Source organism: Bradyrhizobium sp. Pha-3 (genome assembly GCF_042258325.1).
In the GTDB taxonomy this organism is placed as follows: Bacteria; Pseudomonadota; Alphaproteobacteria; order Rhizobiales; family Xanthobacteraceae; genus Bradyrhizobium; species Bradyrhizobium elkanii.
The window spans coordinates 731,102-749,319 of record NZ_CP170151.1 but is presented as its reverse complement, the minus strand read 5'-3'; the positions used below and the strand labels follow the sequence as shown (position 1 = coordinate 749,319).

Annotated in this window: 12 protein-coding genes and 4 pseudogenes; 6 read left to right on the top strand and 10 right to left on the bottom strand. The window is 60.7% G+C overall.

Annotation, left to right across the window (positions count from 1 at the left end):
* Positions 1-384: 384 nt before the first annotated feature.
* Complete coding sequence (locus ACE10X_RS03510) at positions 385-978, top strand: outer membrane protein (protein ID WP_011082835.1); 594 nt, start codon at positions 385-387, stop codon at positions 976-978.
* A gap of 744 nt (positions 979-1,722) precedes the next feature.
* Here ACE10X_RS03510 and ACE10X_RS03505 read toward each other — a convergent pair.
* The 6 genes and pseudogenes from ACE10X_RS03505 to ACE10X_RS03480 form a co-directional block, all read right to left on the bottom strand.
* Positions 1,723-1,980, bottom strand: a complete 258-nt coding sequence (locus ACE10X_RS03505; RefSeq protein WP_014490244.1) for a hypothetical protein — start codon at positions 1,978-1,980, stop codon at positions 1,723-1,725.
* Between the two features lie 287 nt (positions 1,981-2,267).
* Complete coding sequence (locus ACE10X_RS03500; RefSeq protein ID WP_014490245.1) at positions 2,268-3,341, bottom strand: ribonucleotide-diphosphate reductase subunit beta; 1,074 nt, start codon at positions 3,339-3,341, stop codon at positions 2,268-2,270.
* Complete coding sequence (locus tag ACE10X_RS03495) at positions 3,332-5,275, bottom strand: ribonucleoside-diphosphate reductase subunit alpha (protein ID WP_014490246.1); 1,944 nt, start codon at positions 5,273-5,275, stop codon at positions 3,332-3,334. The genes ACE10X_RS03500 and ACE10X_RS03495 overlap by 10 nt, the downstream gene beginning before the upstream one ends.
* Positions 5,276-5,675: 400 nt before the next feature.
* Positions 5,676-5,822, bottom strand: a pseudogene (locus ACE10X_RS03490) (transposase); the annotation flags it as partial.
* A 435-nt stretch (positions 5,823-6,257) separates the two neighbouring features.
* Positions 6,258-6,899, bottom strand: coding sequence for an N-acetyltransferase (locus ACE10X_RS03485; RefSeq protein WP_043900134.1), 642 nt, complete (start codon positions 6,897-6,899; stop codon positions 6,258-6,260).
* 1,268 nt (positions 6,900-8,167) lie between these two features.
* Positions 8,168-8,371: pseudogene (locus ACE10X_RS03480) on the bottom strand (ATP-binding protein); the annotation flags it as partial.
* Positions 8,372-8,530: 159 nt separating this feature from the next.
* On the opposite strand from ACE10X_RS03480, the gene ACE10X_RS03475 reads away from it, so the two are divergent.
* From ACE10X_RS03475 to ACE10X_RS03465, 3 genes and pseudogenes are all read left to right on the top strand, one after another.
* The gene (locus ACE10X_RS03475; RefSeq protein WP_231088716.1) at positions 8,531-8,719 is read left to right on the top strand and encodes a recombinase family protein; all 189 of its coding nucleotides are present in this window, start codon (positions 8,531-8,533) and stop codon (positions 8,717-8,719) included.
* A gap of 140 nt (positions 8,720-8,859) precedes the next feature.
* Positions 8,860-9,243, top strand: a pseudogene (locus ACE10X_RS03470) (recombinase family protein); the annotation flags it as partial.
* A 334-nt stretch (positions 9,244-9,577) separates the two neighbouring features.
* Positions 9,578-10,111: a transposase gene (locus ACE10X_RS03465; protein WP_011082845.1), complete on the top strand. Its 534-nt coding sequence runs from the start codon at positions 9,578-9,580 to the stop codon at positions 10,109-10,111.
* A 282-nt stretch (positions 10,112-10,393) separates the two neighbouring features.
* Here ACE10X_RS03465 and ACE10X_RS03460 read toward each other — a convergent pair whose 3' ends face one another.
* Positions 10,394-10,717 (bottom strand): hypothetical protein, encoded by a 324-nt coding sequence (locus ACE10X_RS03460; RefSeq protein ID WP_014490252.1) that lies wholly within the window; start codon positions 10,715-10,717, stop codon positions 10,394-10,396.
* A pseudogene (locus ACE10X_RS03455) lies at positions 10,717-11,902 on the bottom strand (transposase). The gene ACE10X_RS03460 and the pseudogene ACE10X_RS03455 overlap by 1 nt, the downstream one beginning before the upstream one ends.
* Positions 11,903-12,034: 132 nt before the next feature.
* Here ACE10X_RS03455 and ACE10X_RS03450 point away from each other — a divergent pair.
* Positions 12,035-13,164 (top strand): IS3-like element ISRj2 family transposase gene (locus tag ACE10X_RS03450; protein WP_109866565.1). Its coding sequence is split into 2 segments (ribosomal slippage): positions 12,035-12,287 and positions 12,287-13,164, totalling 1,131 coding nucleotides; the frame shifts between segments, so codons are not numbered across the junction.
* A gap of 649 nt (positions 13,165-13,813) precedes the next feature.
* Positions 13,814-14,110 carry a hypothetical protein gene (locus tag ACE10X_RS03445; protein ID WP_125459386.1) on the top strand — a complete coding sequence of 99 codons (297 nt, stop codon included), beginning with the start codon at positions 13,814-13,816 and terminating at the stop codon, positions 14,108-14,110.
* 324 nt (positions 14,111-14,434) lie between these two features.
* Here the strand turns inward: ACE10X_RS03445 and ACE10X_RS03440 are convergent, their stop codons facing one another.
* Together ACE10X_RS03440 and ACE10X_RS03435 are read right to left on the bottom strand one after the other, a co-directional pair.
* Positions 14,435-15,622 carry a cytochrome P450 gene (locus tag ACE10X_RS03440; RefSeq protein ID WP_244436112.1) on the bottom strand — a complete coding sequence of 396 codons (1,188 nt, stop codon included), beginning with the start codon at positions 15,620-15,622 and terminating at the stop codon, positions 14,435-14,437.
* Positions 15,623-15,792: 170 nt separating this feature from the next.
* Positions 15,793-17,793, bottom strand: coding sequence for a cytochrome c (locus tag ACE10X_RS03435; protein ID WP_011082853.1), 2,001 nt, complete (start codon positions 17,791-17,793; stop codon positions 15,793-15,795).
* Between the last annotated feature and the right edge of the window lie 425 nt (positions 17,794-18,218).

Here is an 18,218-nt window from a genome sequence, read left to right as displayed (position 1 = left end):
GCAGGACGGGTAACCGCGATTAGACATTTTCGGGTCAAGCCACTTAATCAACAGTCGGCGGACAGCATCCGCGACCGACCCGACATGCACTTTGCCCATCGACCGGCCGCTCAGGCGGCGCTTGCGACCCCGTCAACTACCAACCCTTGCAGTTGATGGAGGTGGCGGAAACGTGGCAATCGTCGTCAATATCCCGTCGGGGGCGTCGAATTCGAAACTGGGATTCAGAAGAATAAAAAAATTGCTAGCGGGCACGGTAGCCCTCAACACGCTGGCTGCTCCTGCCTCTGCCGTTGATCCGGCCGCGCGGCCTTACTTCAAAGCGCCTCCGGCGGTCATTCCGATCTATGATTGGAGCGGCTTCTACGTCGGCAGTGCTGGGACGTGGTCAACGCCGGCGGCGTGGTCGTCGCTCCGCCCGTTGGCATGGGGCGCCATCATGCGACGGGAGGCACGGTGGGCGGTCACATCGGCTACCGCTGGCAAATAGCGAACTCGGTGTTCGGTCTGGAGACGCAGGGCAATTGGGCCGATTTCAAGGGCTCCAACGCGAACCTTGCTTTCGCAGGCGTCCGGGATGACTCCACGCTTGATGCATTCGGCCTGTTCACGGGCCAAGTCGGCTATGCTTGGAATAACGTGCTGCTCTATGTAAGAGGTGGGGCTGCAGTCGTCCGTGACAAATACCGGGTCTCCGATTTTGCGACCGGGCTCACTATCGACAACGGCAGCGAAACTCGTTGGGGCGGCACGGTAGGGGCGGGCCTTGAATTTGGCTTTGCTCCGAACTGGTCCATCGGCGTTGAATACGACCACCTGTTCATGGGTCGTCGGGATGTGGATTTCTTTTTTTCACCCGGACTCGTGGGTGTTCCGGTGGGCACTTTTGCAGGGACTGCCCGTATCGGTCAGGACGTCGATATCGGCTTGGTCCGTGTGAACTACCGGTGGGGTGGCGTGATCGCCACGACCTATTGATCGATCTTCGCCAAAATGGCGCGGGTTCGCACCAATATCCTGAGCCGCATCGCGGCATAGAAACCTTGGCAACAGGGACTCGCATCAATAGCGCTATCGGCTTCTTGTCGGTACATCGGCTCGAGCTGGTTAGGCGTGGTTCAAAGGAATCTGGCTGATCTGGTTATGACGCAGCGCCACGGCGAGATCGCGGCGAACTCAAGCGTGCTGCCGTGGTCGAACGCCAGCCGCTTAGTGGCTGGCTGCGCCGATTTCCCGGCCCCGTGCCTCCACCTGCATCACCGTCGGCTTTCCGGCCGTCGGAGAATGATGAGGCAAAAAATAGTTTTGTCGACCGTCGTAGTTAACCCGGCCCTCGCTTAGGGAGACACAGGTCATCGATTACAATCGTTCCGGTCGGCCGCAGCACGCTCATCGCACAGGCAGCGCACTGAAATGCGAGCCGAGGTGCGAGCCGGGCGCACCTTCGTGCTACGACTTGGTCGACCAGGTCGAGGCCGCACTGGCCACCTCGGACGAAAGGCCGACGAGCGGTCGAAGCGGCGCTCGTGCGAGGGTGGGACATAACGTCGACGACGTGATGGCTTGCGTCATCGTCGCTGCCGATCTCTGCGCCCGATCAGCCTGCCGAACCCCCGCTGGCGCGGATCAATTGGGAGCGCCTCGGAGAGCGGATGCAAAATCTCGAGAGGTGGATCGGCAGCGCTGAAGCGGAACTCTTGTGTTAGGACAGAAACGCGGCTGTCATCCGAGCCGCATTGCCAGCGTCTGCTCGTAGTAGATCACCTCCGCGAAGCCACGGCCGAGGAAGACCGCCAGTGGGTCGGCGACGAAATCAAACGCGAAGGGGGATGAAGAACAAATCGGTTTGCCTGATCCGACCGGGCTGCAATGAAGATGACCCCCTTTGACAGGGTTGCCCCTCTTTACAACTTCCGATTGCGTGATAGTAATCCCCTCTAGCCCTAAGAGGGGGGCGGCCGTGGCGATCATCGAGAACATTCGTCTGCTCAAGGGCGTAGCCGTGTTGCGCTGATTGACTTCATGAAGGTGGTTGACGAGACCCACCTCACCGACCTGCGGAAATACTGTAAACCCTAGCCGCCATCAGCAATGGAGCGCATGTACCGGCTTAACCCAACAAACCATCTGTGTGTCCGGCTTTGTCGCGCTGCAATCAAGACGCCACGATGAGGAGGTCCGGTTCTATGCCTTTGTCATGCTGGCGGGTGACGGCGACGACTATCGGCGCCTGCCGCTGTCAATGCCGCTAGCATGAATAAAATGGGCTAGATACGGCCGAAAGTCGCCCACACCCCGTCTTCGCCGTCCCAGCTGCCGCGGCTCGCCGCCTTGGAGTACTCCGTGGCGCGCTGCTCGAAGAAATTGGCGTGCTCGACGCCATTGAGAATCTCGACGAGCCACGGCAGCGGATGCGCCTTGAGCTGGGTGAACCCGCCCTCCTTCGCCTCGAAGAAGCCGAAGACCGGGGCAATCCGGAGTTGGGCCAGTCGCCAGTCGGCGACGTAGCGGACGTAGGCGTGGATATGCTCAGGCAGCATCCCCTCGATCTTGCCAAGGCCGAAGGCGAGCTCGACGAAGTTCTCCTCCAGCTTCACCATGGTCTTGGCTACGTCGACAATGTCGTCGCGGACGGGGCGCGTCACCGCGCCGGTTTCGCGGTGCCATTCGTGAAATAGCTTGATGATGCCCTCGCAGTGGAGACTCTCGTCGCGCACTGACCAGCTTACGATCTGTCCCATGCCGTTCATTTTGTTGTGGCGTGGGAAGTTGAGCAGCATGGCGAAGCTGGCGAACAAGGCCATGCCTTCGGTGAAGGCGCCGAACATCGCCAGGGTACGGGCGACATCCGCCACGCTGTCGACGCCGAACTCGTGCATGTAGTCCGCCTTGGCGCGCATCTGCGCATAGCCGCGGAATGCCTCGAACTCGGTCTTAGGCATACCGAGCGTCTTGAGTAGCAGGGCATAGGCGTCGATATGAACCGTCTCCATGTTAGTGAAAGCGGCCATCATCATCTGGACGGTGAGTGGCTGGAAGATCGGAATGTACCGCTTGAAATAGTTGTCGCCGACCTCGATGTCCGACTGAGTGAAGAAACGGAAGATCTGGGTGAGCAGCGCGCGCTCGCTGTCGGTGACGCGGCCCGAAGCCCAGTCGTTGAGGTCGGCGCCGAGCGGCACCTCCTCGCCCATCCAGTGGGTCTGCTGCTGGCGCTTCCAGAACTCGTAAGCCCAGGCATAGCGATCGACGTCGTAGCTGCCGGTCGAGTCAAGGAGGCCGACGCGTCCCTTGCCGATCAACGTGCGCGGATCGGCGCGCGATAGATCGATCACTGACATGCGAGGCACTCCTCATAGTCGGTGCGCTGCCGCGCCGGCTGCTGCGTCGGCGTTGCATCCCCGGCAATCTTGCCGGCGAACGCCGCGCGCGAGATCGACTTTGATCGACAGTAGTAGAGGCTCTTCACCCCACGCTTCCACGCCGTCCAGTGCAGCATGTGGAGGTCCCACTTATCGACGTCGGCCGGCAGATAGAGGTTGATCGACTGGCTCTGGCAAATCAACGCGGCGCGGTCGGCGGCAAGCTCGACGATCCAGCGCTGGTCGATCTCGAAGGCGGTGCGAAAGATCGCTTTCTCGTGCTCCGACAGGACGTCGAGATGGGCGACCGATCCGTCGTGCGCGATGATCGACTCCCAGGTCGCCGAGGTGTCGGCGCCTTTCGCGGCCAGCACCTTAGCGAGGTGCGGATTGCGCACCGAGATGGCGCCGGATAGCGTCTTGTGGGTGTAGATGTTGGCCGGGATCGGCTCAGTGCAGGCGCTGGTGCCCCCGCAGATGATGCTGATCGAGGCGGTCGGCGCGATTGCGATCTTGTGGCTGAAGCGCGCCATCACGCCGCGTTCCAGGGCATCCGGGCACGGGCCACGCTCGCGAGCGAGCGCCACGGATGCGGCGTCGGCTTCGCGACGGAGTTTTCGGAACATGTTCAGATTGAATGACTTGGCCAAGGTACCCTCCATTGGAATGCCCTTGGCCTGGAGAAACGAGTGGAAGCCCATGACGCCGAGGCCAACGGAGCGCTCGCGCAGGGCGGCGTAGCGGGCACGCTTCATTCCGTCCGGCGCCACCGTGATGAAGTGCGTGAGCACGTTGTCTAGGAAGCGCATGACGTCCTCTATGAAGCCGGGCTCCTCATTCCACTGGTCCCAGGTCTCGAGGTTGAGCGACGACAGGCAGCAAACCGCGGTGCGCTCCTCGCCGCGATGATCGATGCCGGTCGACAGGGTAATCTCGCTGCACAGGTTGGAGGTCGAGACCTCGAGGCCGAGCTCGCGCTGGTGCTTGGGGAGCGCACGGTTCACGGTGTCGATGAACAAGAGATAAGGCTCGCCGGTCTGCAGCCGGTTCTCAAGGATGCGTTGCCACAGCTGGCGGGCGTCGATCTCGCGGACGACCTCGTTAGTCTTCGGGCTGCGCAGAGCGAATGCGGTGCCGGCGCCCACGGCACACATGAACTCGTCGGTGACGTTGATGCCGTGATGTAGGTTGAGGCTCTTGCGGTTGAAGTCACCAGACGCCTTGCGGATCTCGAGGAACTCCTCGATCTCGGGATGGTGGATATCGAGATAGACCGCCGCCGAGCCGCGCCGCAACGAGCCCTGGCTGATCGCCAGCGTGAGGCCGTCCGTGACGTGGATGAACGGGATGATGCCCGAGGTGACGCCGCCCCTCGCCTTCTCGCCGATTGAGCGAACATTACCCCAGTAGGTGCCGATGCCGCCGCCATTGGAAGCAAGCCAGACGTTCTCGTTCCAGGTGCCGACGATGCCTTCGAGCGAGTCCGACACTGAGTTAAGGAAGCACGAGATCGGAAGGCCGCGCGTCGTGCCGCCGTTGGAGAGCACCGGTGTGGCCGGCATGAACCACAGCCGAGACATCGCATCATATAGACGTTGGGCATGCGCAACATTGTCCGCGAAGGCGCAAGACACTCGGGCGAACATGTCCTGGAGGCCTTCGCCGGCGAGCAGATAGCGGTCGGTCAGCGTCAGCCTACCAAACGAGGTCAGCAGGTCGTCGCGCGACCGATCGAGCGAAAGGTCAGACGGAGTTGGCGATCGCGCGGGGGGCCTCGGCAGGGGAGCCGGCAATGCTGGGGGCTGCACAAGACACAGTTCAGGTGTGGTAGGCTTTGCCTGCGCTGAGGGCTGCCGCACACTCGGCAGCTCAATGAGATGACCATACTGATCGAAATCGTAAGACGCCGACATCGGCAACCCCGTGATATTTGGGGGCTGGGACCGTGCGGACGACTTGCGAGGGGACCGGGCAAATGTCCCCGGCTGCAAGCGACCCACCGGGCACCCCGCCCGAGGACATGGGTTCTGTCGCGGTAGGTTTCCTGGCTCGCGGGTCGCTGCGGCTGTCGGCCTTCCCAGCGCTGTCGCGCTAATGCCTCGGAATAGCCGCTGCCGACACAATGGGTTCCCCCCTAACACCGTGCCACCATATATGCGAATTTAAAACCACTACGACACCACATATAGAAGCCTTTGCCCAGACTCGTCAAGACGGCACAGTCAAGTTAACCAGTTGGAGCAGCCCCGAGGTCGAGGTTCGAAATTCGCCGAGCGCCTGTCCTGAGAGCCTCACTCAAAAAACATAGATGTCTCAAGGCCTGGCCAATCGGCGAGTTAGGAGCCTCAGATGGGCGACGAGCGGCCAGGCGAGCTCGGTAGCGGCGGAACCTTCGAAGTCTTTGCAGAGATGCCCACATCTGCCGAGCCACGCAAAGGTGCGCTCGACGACCCAGCGCCTGCGATCGGCCAAGATGTGCTCAAACCTTTGGAAGTGGCGTCGCAAATTCTCCAACAGGGGAACAGCAACCCTGGACATCCTGAATGTTGGCATCGATCGGTTCGCGGTCCGCGAATTGAGTTGGGCCGGATCGGGTTTCGGTAGCCATACGCGTCTCGCCATTCATCGCTTTCTGTGGCCTTAGATCAAAAATTGTCTGGAGCCCGACCGCAAATCGATGCAGCCGCCCGTGGCAATATCCCAGCTTAGTGGATTTGACCCCGCCAGCTCTCACATCAGACGTGCCAACTTTGCCGAAGAGACGATTGGTATGCTTTTCGCAGGCCCGGCGAGCCGCCTCACGTGCTCAGTTGTCTGGCCGCGAACATAAGCCGTCCTGACCGAACGCGGTCATGTCAGGTTATTGGCAATCAATCCTAACGGGATGAGGCGGAGCTATGCTTGAGTCTGGGTGACGAGCCGATCCGGCGGCGCGGCCTTGCTGGGTCGGAATGAAGCCGTTCGCAACATTGGCGTGAGCGGCGGCGAAGAACCGTGTTGTATCTCACCAACGACCTTGAAGCCGTGACGTTGGTAAAAGGGAATGTTTTCAGGGTTCGAACTTTCGAGGTAGGCAACAATGCCGTCCTCATCGCATCGTTGAAGGGCGTAGTTCATCAGCAACGTGCCAAGCCCTTTTCCGACCCAGTTCGGATCGACGGCAATGAGTGGCAGATACCAATGTGGCTCGTGGGGACGATGTTCGGCCATTCTCCGCCGCAAGTGTGCCATATCCTCGGTAATCTCCGGGCGCAGGGATAGCGCCATGATTGCATCCAATGCCTCCTCATCTTGCTGCACGTTGGGAGGCAGCCACAGGGCCGCGCCACGAATCTCTCCCGCGACGTAGGCTGTGCCATGTGCAAATGCTCGGCCCCCACAGGCGTCAATGAACTGAGGCATGCTTCTAAGGTATTGCCTTGGGTCAGGCCAGCTCCAACGCATCAACGGATCCGCGGCAAAGCCGAGCACAATTGTCCAGACAGTGCTTGCACGAATGTTTGCGTTCGCAGATCTGATATCTGATTCTTCTGTCATGAAGTCGTTTCGGGGCTCTGTTTTGGCATTGGCCTTCCAAGGAGGAGCATGGCATCGACACATCTGACGGTGAGCGGAATGGATGCACCGACGGGGACTCGCCGGGTGCATTTGGTTTCCCTTCCGAGATCTCCGCCTGTCTCAGACGGCTGACTTTGACGGCCACTTCGGACGAAGGCTCCTTGGTAGGCAATGCTTGGATCTACATATTCCTGGCGGGCTTCTGCGCTTCCACGCCCTATCTGGAACCCGCCCCGCCCTTCCCAAGGAAGCTCCGACGTTCTCAAGGTCGACACGGTTCGGCAGCCTGCAACCGTCCGCGAAGGGAATGACATGAGGACGCCTTTGATATTGCAAGTGCGAAGAAGTCAGGGCATGGCGAACATCGGGCGATGGCTGCCTGAACCGGGCTCCGGCACGAGCAAACAGCCAGCCAAGTGTCGCGCGTCGAGGTCCAGACTAGGCAAGGAATCATCACCTCGTCTCGTATTGAGCGGTTCTCGTAAGTTTCTTGGTCAAAACACATGCTAAGTGCGAAACCTCCATTGCCAACGTCGTGTCCGCGGTCACCGGCAGAGAGAGCTTTCGTCTGCGAGACTCATATGCGTAGTACAGCGGCTTTCCAATTATCGCATGTTGTCCGCGCTCCTTGATGTTCTTGTCTCGGCGCATCATCGCCGCGATTCGCGATTGTCGGATCAAGGCAACGGGACTGGATACCACGACGCTGCCGCCGTCGACCTACTGAACAACGCAACTTGGGATCGCGCGAGAGCTTTCGTGCATTGATTGATCGTCAGGCGTGTCGATCGCTCGCACAACGGCGTTAGCTCTATCGAGCGAAAACGTTGCTGTCGTGCCCTCGTCGTACTTGACGCCCAGGTCAGTTGTATCCGCCGCGATCCTTGCCATAGTGGGAAAGACAGCAGGCTGACGTAGTTGCGTGAGTAACTCTCGTAAAAGAGGTTTTTGGCCACAAGCGTTGATGGCTTCGTAGGACTTGTTCCAACTCACTCCCTGATCGGAACGGTTTGGAAGATTTCTTGGCGCTGGTATGCTTGCCACACCAGGTCCGAGATCCACGTGGTGAGTCATGTTGTTTCGTTCTGTCTTGGAAAACTGTAGTCGTCGGGGCAGCATATCAGAAGGCAATGTAGCGAAGACCTCCCCAGAATAGGTAGGGATCTATCCGCCCTTGATGCTGAGTTGGCCCGGGTTCAACCTTGAGCATAGTCTGTCGAACGCCATCCGGAACTGCCCCCTTTTCGTCATGAAGAACTGCCCCCACCATCGGACGTTTGATGGTCGCTTCCGCCGGTGACGGGACGGAGGGAGGCGGAGCCGACCGGACGGCCGTCACCGGCGGTCGGCGGTTTGATGAAGCCACTCTTGGCGCGGAGTCGGTAGCTGTCGCCGCGGATCGTCAGCACGTGGCGGTGGTGCAGGAGCCGGTCGAGGATCGCGGCAAGAAGACGCGCCTCCAGTAGACGATCCACCGGAAGCGGCGGATCTGCTTTGAGGCCGTCGTCTACGTTCGCCAGTCGACGGCAGACCAGGTCATCAACAACCGCGAGAGCGAGCGCCGCTAGTACGGCTTGGCCGACCTTGCCCGGCAGCTGGGCTGGAGCGAGGTGGCCGCAATCGACGACGAACTCGGTCGCTCTGGTGGCGGCACCGCGCGTCCCGGTTTCGAGAAGCTGCTCGCCGCCATTTGCGAAGGGCAAGTTGGCGCTGTGGTCTCGAGTGAGGCCTCTCGGCTGGCGCGCAACGGCAGGATTGGCATACGCTCCTGGAGTTCTACGGGCTCGTTGGAACACTGATCGTCGATGAGGATGGCGTCGACGATCCTCGCCATCCCAACGATCGCCTTCTGCTGGCATGAAAGGCACGATGAGCGAGATGGAGCTGTCTATCGTTCGGCAACGCTCGCTTGAAGCCTTGGAGCAGAAGGCACGCAGGGGTGAGCTCTTCCTCAACGTCGCCATCGGCTATCTCAAGGTCTCCAACGATCGGATCGACAAGGACCCTGATCGGCGCATTCAGGAGGCGCTCGCACTCGTGTTCACCAAGTTTGCCGAGATGCAGACACCGCGCCAGGTCCACCTCTGCTTACGGCAGGAGCGAATCACTTTGCCCGGGGGGCGGCCATGGCCCCGAGGGCCGCCACGTCGAATGGAAGTTACCAGTGTACAATACGATCTACCACATCCTGACCAATCCCGCCTATGCTGGCGCCTATGTCTTCGGGCGCTCGGGCAGTCGGGTGACGATCGAGGCCGGCCGCAAGAGGATCGTGCGGGGCTTCCGGCGCGAGCGCAACGACTGGGAGGTTTTGATCAAGGACCACCATGAGGGCTACATTACGTGGGCGGAGTTCGAGAAGAATCAGGGCCTGATCACCGACAACGCCAACGGAAAACGCTTCATGAGTCGAGGCTCGGTTCGCAGCGGCGAAGGCCGGCTCGCGGGTTCTTCGTTGCGGCCACTGCGGCCGCAAACTTCACGTTACCTACAGCGGTACGCACAGTACTGTCGGGCGGTATCATTGCCGCGGTAGCCAGATCAACCATGGTGGAGACCCGTGCATCTCATTAGGCGGTCTGCGCGCGGATCGCGCGATCAGCGCGGAGGTCATCGCGCGGCTGCAGCCGCTGGGTATACAGGCAGCGCTGGCGGCCATGGAAGCGCGCGGCTGTGAACACGCCGACAAGCTGCGTCAGCTCGAGTTGACTCTGGAGCAGGCACGCTACGAGGCAACTCGCGCTCCTCGGCGATACGAGGCTGTCGATTCGGACAATCGCCTTGTTGCCGGCGAGCTGGAGCGGCGCTGGAACGAACGCCTGGTCGCTGTCCGCGAGCTTGAGGGCAAGCGCGACACGTTGTTGGCTACGCCGGAGATGACGTTGAGCGACATCGATCGCGATCGGTTACTTGCGCTTGATTCCGAACTCAAGAGAGCTTGGGAAAGTCCGGGTGCAACAGCTGCGACGCGCAACAGGATCATCCGAAGCTTCATCAATGAGATCGTTGTGCGCATGCGCGACGAGGTGCTGGACTTGATTGTCCACTGGCATGGCGGCGATCACACGGCATTGCAGGTGAGGAGGAACCGCACCGGCGAGCACCGCGGCGGATGTGGTCGATCTCGTTCGTGTCCTCGCGCGTCAGATGCCCGACAGCATCATCGCCGCGGTTCTCAACCGCGCCAGTAGGTCGACAGGGCGTGGCAACAGTTGGGCCCGCGTCCGCGTCCGCGTTCGCAGTCTGCGCAACCAACACGCCATCGCGGCCTACCGAGAGGACGAGCGCGCCCAGCTGCGTTGAAAGTCAGTCCTTCGACGGCTCGCCGTCTGATCGAAGAACAGAGCTTGCCTGCGCAGCAGCTGTGCAAAGGCGCACCGTGGATGGTCAAAGCGGTTGATCTGGAACATCCCCAAGTCAAGGGCGCGGCGGTTCCGGCGGCCATCGTCTGGCGATCCGGGTCAAAAAGAAACTCAACTCCAAGGGGGTAGCGAGGTGGGCAGCATGAACCTGACTCGAGCGCGCGAGCAGCAGCACGTTCTCGCCGTTGGCGATCCAACGTGACGGCGGCCAGGTCGCGGATCTGCTTCGGTCGATCGACGGCTGCGTCTATGATCCTTGCGCACGACCTCGCGCTCGCACAGTAGGATCAGCGTCTCACGCGCCGACAGGTTCACGCGCGCCGTCTCGTCGGGCAGGTTGTCGAGCTGGTCGCGGATGCCGGAGAGCTGCGAGCGCGCCAGCATGGCCCCCAGCCAATCGATTGGTGCTTCGGTGACCTTCTTTGTACGCACCATCAGAAGCTCCCTCCGATCGTAGCTTCGTATTCGGCAAGAGGACGTAACAACGAGGGCAGTGGTGAAGGCGCCGGCACTGTCGGTGTCGCGGTTGCTGGTTGGCAGACCGCGCCATCGCGACAGGCAACCCCGTCGAGGTGGGCGAACTCGACGATCCGCAGCCGGCGATCCTCCGATTGCCTGTGACCGCAACCTCGCGCATGCCATGGTGGATGCGCACCTCGCCAGCCGCGACCGTCACCGCCACGCGCTCGCTGATCAGCCGCCAGGGTACCGTAGTTGTTCGTATCGATCTCGACAGCACAATCGTTGCCGACGACGCGGGCCAGTTCGCGCGGCGATCCGAGCGACGCCGAGCGGCTTCGACCGGTGTACCTCGTCACACGCAAAGCGAGTGATCGGCGCCACGCCCGTCGTGCCGTGGATACGTACGTTCGCCACCCCGCCCTCCCACTCGGCGAGATGCGTCTCGAATGCCTCCCAGCTCGCGAAGGAATGCCCCGCGATCACGCTCTTCTTCACGTAGCGGACGCCATTCTCCGTCTTGCCCTTTGTGCGCGCCCGATACGGTGCGCAGGCGCGAGGACGGAAGCCCCAATGCTTCGCGAACGTGATGAGCTTGTCGTCAAACTGAACCGACCGGCTCACCTGTCGTGGCGCACCACGAGCGCGCGTGGATTGTCCTTCAGCACTTCCTCCGGCAAGGTCGTGAATGCGCTCTCGAGCCCAGCGAACCAGTGCTCTTGCTTTTCGGCGCGGGTCGCCACGAACACAAATGCTTTGACCTTCGCCCCGCCGATATCGACCAGACGCTCGCCGAAGTCGATCTGTAGCTGCCGCCCCGGGGGCGTCTCGAACCGGGTCGTCGCCAGAGCTTCGGCCTTCAGTGCCTGGCGGTAGGGCTGCACGGCGCGTCGCAGCGTTCGCCGGCTGACCGCCAAGCCGTTTTCGGCCAACAGGTCGTGACGGACCGCATCCGCATTGCCGCGATGTCGAATGAACCTCTCGCGCAGCCAGCCTTCAAGGCCATGACCCGCTTCGCCCGCTCAGGCGACTTGAAGGCTTCACCCACCCGCGCCACGTAGTCCTTCACCGTCTGCAGCCCAGCTGGCGCGCAATCCGCTTCAGACCTCACCCACACACCCTCAGGTGCAACATCTCCGTCACGTCATCCGGCGTATTCATCACCTGCCCCTGTGAATTACTCCACGACAAGCCTTTGATTCGTTAGAGCTGGCCCCGCAAATTCGGACAGTAGCTTGAGTGGATTTTCTGCCTGACAGCGGCGAGGATTCTTGCTGCGAATCAGGAGCGAAGATGACGAAGAAGAGCCGCCGGACGCATTCTCCGGCATTCAAGGCGAAGGTTGCTTTGGCTGCGGTCAAAGGAGACAAGACACTGGCGGAGCTGGCGCAACTGTTTGATGTTCATCCGAACCAGATCACGATCTGGAAAAACCAGCTCCTGGAAGGCGCCGCCGGCGTGTTTGGGCATGACAAGACATCGGCCGAGACGCCGGTCGATTTGAAGGCGTTGCATGCCAAGATCGGCGAGCTGGCGTTGGAAAACGATTTTTTGTCCGGCGCGCTCACCAAGGCGGGCCTGCTGAGCGCAAAGCGATGATCGACCGCGGTCATGATCTTTCTATCGTGCGCCAGGCGAAGGTCCTGAAGCTGGCTCGCAGCACGGTCTACTATGAACCTCGGCCAGTTTCGGCCGAGGACCTTGCCTTGATGCGTCGGCTCGATGAGCTGCATCTCGATTATCCCTTCGCGGGAGCGCGTATGCTGCGATCGTTGCTGCGGCGGGAGGGGGTATACGCCGGTCGCCGCCACATCGCGACGCTGATGAAGCGCATGGGGATCGAGGCGGTCTATCGTCGCCCGAACACGAGCAAGCCGGCTCCGGGTCACAAGATCTACCCGTACCTGTTGCGCGGATTGAAGATCGAGCGGCCCGACCATGCGTGGGCAATGGACATCACCTACATTCCGATGCGGCGTGGCTTCGTCTATCTCGCGGCGGTCGTCGATGTGTTCAGCCGACGGGTCCTGGCCCATCGCGTCTCGATCACAATGGAGGCGGCCTTCTGCGTCGAAGCGGTCCAGGAGGCGTTGGCGAAGCACGGCAGGCCCGCGATTTTCAACACGGACCAGGGCAGCCAGTTCACCAGCCTCGAGTTCACCGATGTGCTGCTGGACGCGAAGATCGCCATCAGCATGGATGGCAAGGGCGCCTGGCGCGACAACGTGTTTGTCGAGCGGCTCTGGCGCACGGTCAAATACGAAGAAGTTTATCTCCGCGCCTACGACAGCGTGTCCGAGGCGCGAGCGTCAATTGCCAAGTATCTGGCCTTCTACAATCAGGGACGCCCTCACTCGAGCCTTGACGGGCGCACGCCCGACGAGGCTTACTTCGGCACGCAAGCTATGGTGATGGCCGCATGACCGTCGCCGACGATTTTGTCGTCGCTCTGGTCGGGCTACGCCCTCCCGACGCAACGACAAAATCGTAAAGCCCCGCGTTCAGCATAACCCGGCAGGAATCCACTTAAATCCAGCGGGGCGCTGTCCAAACAACCGGGGCCAGCTCTGTTCCTCGTTCATTCGCTCTCTCCTCGGCTATCCAAGGAGGGGGCAATTCCTCGTGACGTCGAGGGGGCAGTTTTCGATGGCGCGCGCGACAGCGAGCCGACTTTGTTGTATCAGTCTGGCTCTGCCCTTTGGCAGAGCCAGAAAGCCAAACAAGCTCGGCCGAAGCTGTCTCGATGGGAGAACTCCAGCCATCTTGGGACGTCAAACAGCACGCGCCATGTTCGATGCGGAGCGCGTTTTCGTACGATCGCTGTCGCTACTGTCGATCAGGTTGGCAGCAGCCATGTGCACTCCACGACAACATACTCCGGAATGCTGTCCAGCGAGGACTTGCCGACGGCCCGAATTTGACGCGTCTGAATGCCAACGGGCGATCGAAGCGATTACCCCTTCTGGGAGTAAAGAGTCGGAATTCGGTGGAGGAGCTCGCCCGGACCTCAACGACGAAAAATCAATGGGGCCGCGAGACGATGCAGTCCCGCGGCCTCGCCACCGGAATTTAGTGAAAAGACAGTTTAAGTATAAAATCCCTCAGCCGGTGTTCTTTCAAGTAGAACACCGTGTTCCAACACTTGCCAATCCGGACAGCTACGGGGAAACGCGTGCAACCGCAGACCAATGCGGCCGCGAGATCGATGAAGAAGCCGGTAAAATTACGGTTCGCCTGTCCTATTCGCCTGTCATAACGGGTGCCAAGCGTCGAAAGAGTGTATCAGCGAGCAGAAGCAGCGCTCGATGCTATGCGCTGTTTGTAGTCGTCGGCGTCGTGCGTAATGGTGATCCTGCAGGTGCCGTTTGAGCGTATCATTGCTGTTGCGCTGATTGCGCGATGTTCGTGCATAACTGCCGGTTGCCGAGGCCCGCTTCAGCGTACGGCTTCCGTTCGCTTAAACCATTTCCTCGGTAAGCCAATGTAGTAGCCGCGCATGCGAAGCTCTGCCTCTCATCTATTGATGTGTTTCGCAAGCGGAACACACCACCGACACGATTGATTATTGCCTCACGCATCTCACGCGCATCGCGTGACGGAGACTTCGCGACGACCGACCTAGTGCTGACGCCAGAGGCCGCCACGCCAGCGGCCGGATCGGTACTCGCGGCTCGTTGCTGGGAAGTCCGGCCTTCAGACCGGCGTGTCGTAGGTGATGGGATAACGCTCTGGAAACGGCCCTCCTGCGTAGTCAATCTCCGCGGCGGGACGGACGCCCCGGATTTGCAGGATGCGGCGAACGATTTCCGGAACTTGGATGCGGCTGATCTGGTCGCCGAGGCAGGTGTGCATCCCGTAGCCCAGATGCATGTAGACCGACTCCGGCCGGTCGATCGCGAAGCTGGACGGCGCCGGCAGTTGCAAGCCATCGCGCATCGCCGACCGGGTCGAGATCAGCACCGTGCTGCCGGCCTTGATTGTCGTCGCGCGCAGCGAGCCCTTGGCTATCCGGTAATCGGTCCGGCAGTGGCGCACCACGAACGGATTGATCGGGTTGAAGCGCAGCGCTTCCCAGCAATAGCGATACATCAGATGGTCGTTGTTGCTGCTGGCGACGTCGATGGCCTCCTTCAGGATCCTCGGGCGCTTGAACAACTCGTCGAGCAGCTGCACGATGGCCGCCGATGTGGTCTCAATCCCGCCGACCAGTGTGCCCATCATATTGGTAATAATGCGTTCGTCGGCGAAGCCGATCGAATCGTCAAAATGGCTATTCAGCAGGCGGCTGAACACGTCCTCGAGCGGCGCCCCATTTTTCAGCTGCTCGCGCCGCTGCGGGAGCAGTTGTGTCAGATAGGCGCGCATCTCCTGCCCAGCGTCAATGTTGTCCTGGTGCACCTTCGGATCTTTGTCCAGGTTGTGAAACATGTCATATTGCGTCGCGCGCGACCAGCGGAACATCGAGGCCAGATCGGGGCCGGGAAAGCCGAAATATTCTCGGGTCAGCTGAATGGGCACCAGGCGCGACAACGTGCTGACCACCTCGATCTGGTTCTGGGTATAGATCTGCTTTTCGACAGACGCATTGGCGAGGCTGCGCACCTTCTGGCGAATTGCCGGCAGATCCTCCATGCGCATGAAGGCGCGCATGATACCCTTGTCGCGCTGGTTTATTTCGGTGCAGTCGCGGCCGAGCATGAAGGGGCCGACCGAAGGGTCCATCATTGGCGCATAGGTGACGTTGAAGATGTCGGGGCGGCTCAGCGCTTCCTGCACGTCGGGGAAGCGGGTGATGAACACCGGCCCCGCGGCGCCCAACGCCAGGTTGGGCCTGACGCGCCGGATGAATGCGAACAATGCATCCGGATGTTTGGCGATCATCCATTTCAGGAACTTCGCCGCCGGCCCCTGTTTCTGTTCCGCCATTGCTGCCGCACCCTAACTCCGAAAAGCTTCGCCTGGTCGGTCGATCCGGGCTTCCGTCCACCTTTCCCCCTGCGGGAGCGAGATGGTCTTCGCTATTGCTCCAGTTGGAGCTGACCCAATCAATTTCAGATCGACTTGAGGAACTCGATGATTGCGTTGCGCTCCTCCGGAGACAGCGCAGGGCCAATGACGCCCTCATGCTTCTCGTTCGAGAATTCGTGGCCGGTATTGCGATTGGCGGGCCTCGACGTATCGATGATGAAGTAGCCCTTGCTGTCGTAGGTCCTGCCTTCAGGAGCGACCGTCCGTGTCACGATACCGACGCGGACAGGATCGAAGCTGGGCTCACCGAGCAGGAAGACTTGTGGGCGCTCCGCAACCGGGCTGAGCAGATCGTAGATCGTCGGCACCGAGCCGTTGTGCAGGAACGGCGCAGTCGCCCATACGCCGTTCAGCGGACGCGCCTTATAGCCGAAACCTGCCGCTAGACAGTTCGGCCGATCGCCTTCGATCTCCGCTTGGACCGTCCCGGTCGACCGAAGCCATTCGTCGATGCCGGATTGGACCACGGCGCCGAGCGCAAGCGCGTAGAGTTGCATCGCATGGTCCGAGAGGTGGATCGTATCCAGCGTGTTGTCAGCCTTCCGTTGGCAGACATCGATGTCGAGGCCGAGCCCTGGGCTGCTCTGGCCCGCCCTGGCCAGTTCGCTGCCGGCGGTGTCCACGGTGCGATTGCGCAGCACGTCGCCCTGGGCCGGATCGGTGCCGATATGGCTTTGCTTGATGATCTTGACGTTGAGTACGGATTCCCTCGTCTGCTTCTCCTGCCCATCGCGACCGCGCCAGCGGATAGGGCCGAAGTTCTTCCAGAACTCCGCGTCCGGGGCCTTGCCGTGCACGATGTCCGGCGTCAGCGCTGGAAGATGGCAGCCGCTGCAATGTTTGTCGTAGAGTTGGGCTCCCACGGCGGCCTTGGCTTTGTCGATCGCAGGAAAGCTGTCGGGCCAGGCTGGCGCATTCAGTCCGGTGAAGGCTTTCGCCACCAGCGGCAGGTCCTTTCCAGCGAGCTGTTGTTCGATCCAGTGCAGATTATCGAAGGGGATGCTGCTGGCAAAACGTCCCCCCTTGGGCGGGGCGGTGAGGTTGAGCTCCGCCGAAACCCCCATCGCCTCGCCGGCATTGCGCACCAATGGCTGCATAATCGAGCCGTCGTACTGCACCCAATCGAACCATGACGATGTCCAGATGTGCGGGTAGCTGACAGGGGCGTTGAGGTTGACGTAGTTGCCGTAGCGCTTGGGGTCGAGTGCGAACACCTGGTTGCCGATGCGATTGAGCGCATCGAGGCGGGTAAACCCTTCCGTGACGTCGATCCCAGCGGGCTGATCGATCAGAGCACCAAGTATTCCATCGAGCTCCTTGGACAGTTGGACGCGTGTAAGATCGCTGTACTCGGTTCCTAAAACGCGCTTCGCGAACCGCCCGAAGCGACCGTCGAAGAAGGGTAGCTTTGCCGACAAAGCGGTCTGTGCGAGCGCAGCGCGGAGCGCATTTGTCAATTGACCGAGATCGGTCACGGCGGGGCCGCCTTCAATGACATAGCGCTTCTCTTTGAAGATCAGTTGGCCGGTATGGCACGCGGCACAGGTCAATCCAACGGCAGTCTCCTTACGCGAAAGTCCGCGGATCGACTGAAACGGCGAATATGCAAAGCCGATCGGCAAACCGTACTCATTGTTCTCGCTTTCGGCAGACTCTATGAATCCAAACCGCAGTAAATAGCGGTTGTCAGAAAACCGTTCTCGTTTGAAAAAGGGGATAGCGAAAGGCGAGTTCAGCGGCGCTTCCAGGGCGAGAAACCATGACAGCGGGATCGGTAAGGTCTGCGTGCCCTGGGCTTTATGATGGAATCGATCGGCGTCTTCGGCGTTCCAGCCCTGATCGAGCGAAACCTGCTCGCTCGCGGAAACCGGTTCAGGGAGACCAGGCGGCGTCAGAGCTTCGATTGTCGCGCCAAGCTGGGAGCTGGTCATGACTGCGATCAAAGCAATGACCACGATGATCGCCAGAAGAACAAGAAAGCGTCGCCACCAAAGGCGCCGAATTGCGCTGGTAACTGTCGACATGGCTCCCCCGTGTCAGCGAACGGCCTCCAGCAGAGAGCCGTGCAAACAGTAATACTACAACTACATGATCTTGTAGGCTTACCCCTGCTGTTGACGTCCTTGAGACGCGATCACTATTCTTTCTGACGTCACAATCGGTGGTCTGTGGAATGGGCGAACTTGACCGCATAACAAGAACATCTAGAGCGTTCGGACGAGCTCTTGTTCGAGCCGCCATCCCATCCTCGCGATCGAATTTGCAGTGACGTTGGGTCCGCTGTGGGAGATCGGGGGGCTGTAATCCGCGGGAACGCGAGCGAACGGAATTGGCCGGGCGCCTGAGGGCAATAGGCTCGCACTCGGAGATCAGGACTCCGTAGGGCGCAATGACCATGAGCATACATCCGGCCACGCCGATCACGATGATGCAGACGGCGAATTCGAGC

Bases quoted from the DNA above. Each gene is read 5' to 3' on its own strand.
- ACE10X_RS03495 (WP_014490246.1), bottom strand. From the start codon at position 5,275: ATGTCGGCGTCTTACGATTTCGATCAGTATGGTCATCTCATTGAGCTG.
- ACE10X_RS03460 (WP_014490252.1), bottom strand. From the start codon at position 10,717: ATGGTGCGTACAAAGAAGGTCACCGAAGCACCAATCGATTGGCTGGGG.
- ACE10X_RS03440 (WP_244436112.1), bottom strand. From the start codon at position 15,622: ATGATCGCCAAACATCCGGATGCATTGTTCGCATTCATCCGGCGCGTC.
- ACE10X_RS03465 (WP_011082845.1), top strand. From the start codon at position 9,578: ATGGAAGCGCGCGGCTGTGAACACGCCGACAAGCTGCGTCAGCTCGAG.
- ACE10X_RS03500 (WP_014490245.1), bottom strand. From the start codon at position 3,341: ATGTCAGTGATCGATCTATCGCGCGCCGATCCGCGCACGTTGATCGGC.
- ACE10X_RS03505 (WP_014490244.1), bottom strand. From the start codon at position 1,980: ATGTTCTCGATGATCGCCACGGCCGCCCCCCTCTTAGGGCTAGAGGGG.
- ACE10X_RS03485 (WP_043900134.1), bottom strand. From the start codon at position 6,899: ATGACAGAAGAATCAGATATCAGATCTGCGAACGCAAACATTCGTGCA.
- ACE10X_RS03435 (WP_011082853.1), bottom strand. From the start codon at position 17,793: ATGTCGACAGTTACCAGCGCAATTCGGCGCCTTTGGTGGCGACGCTTT.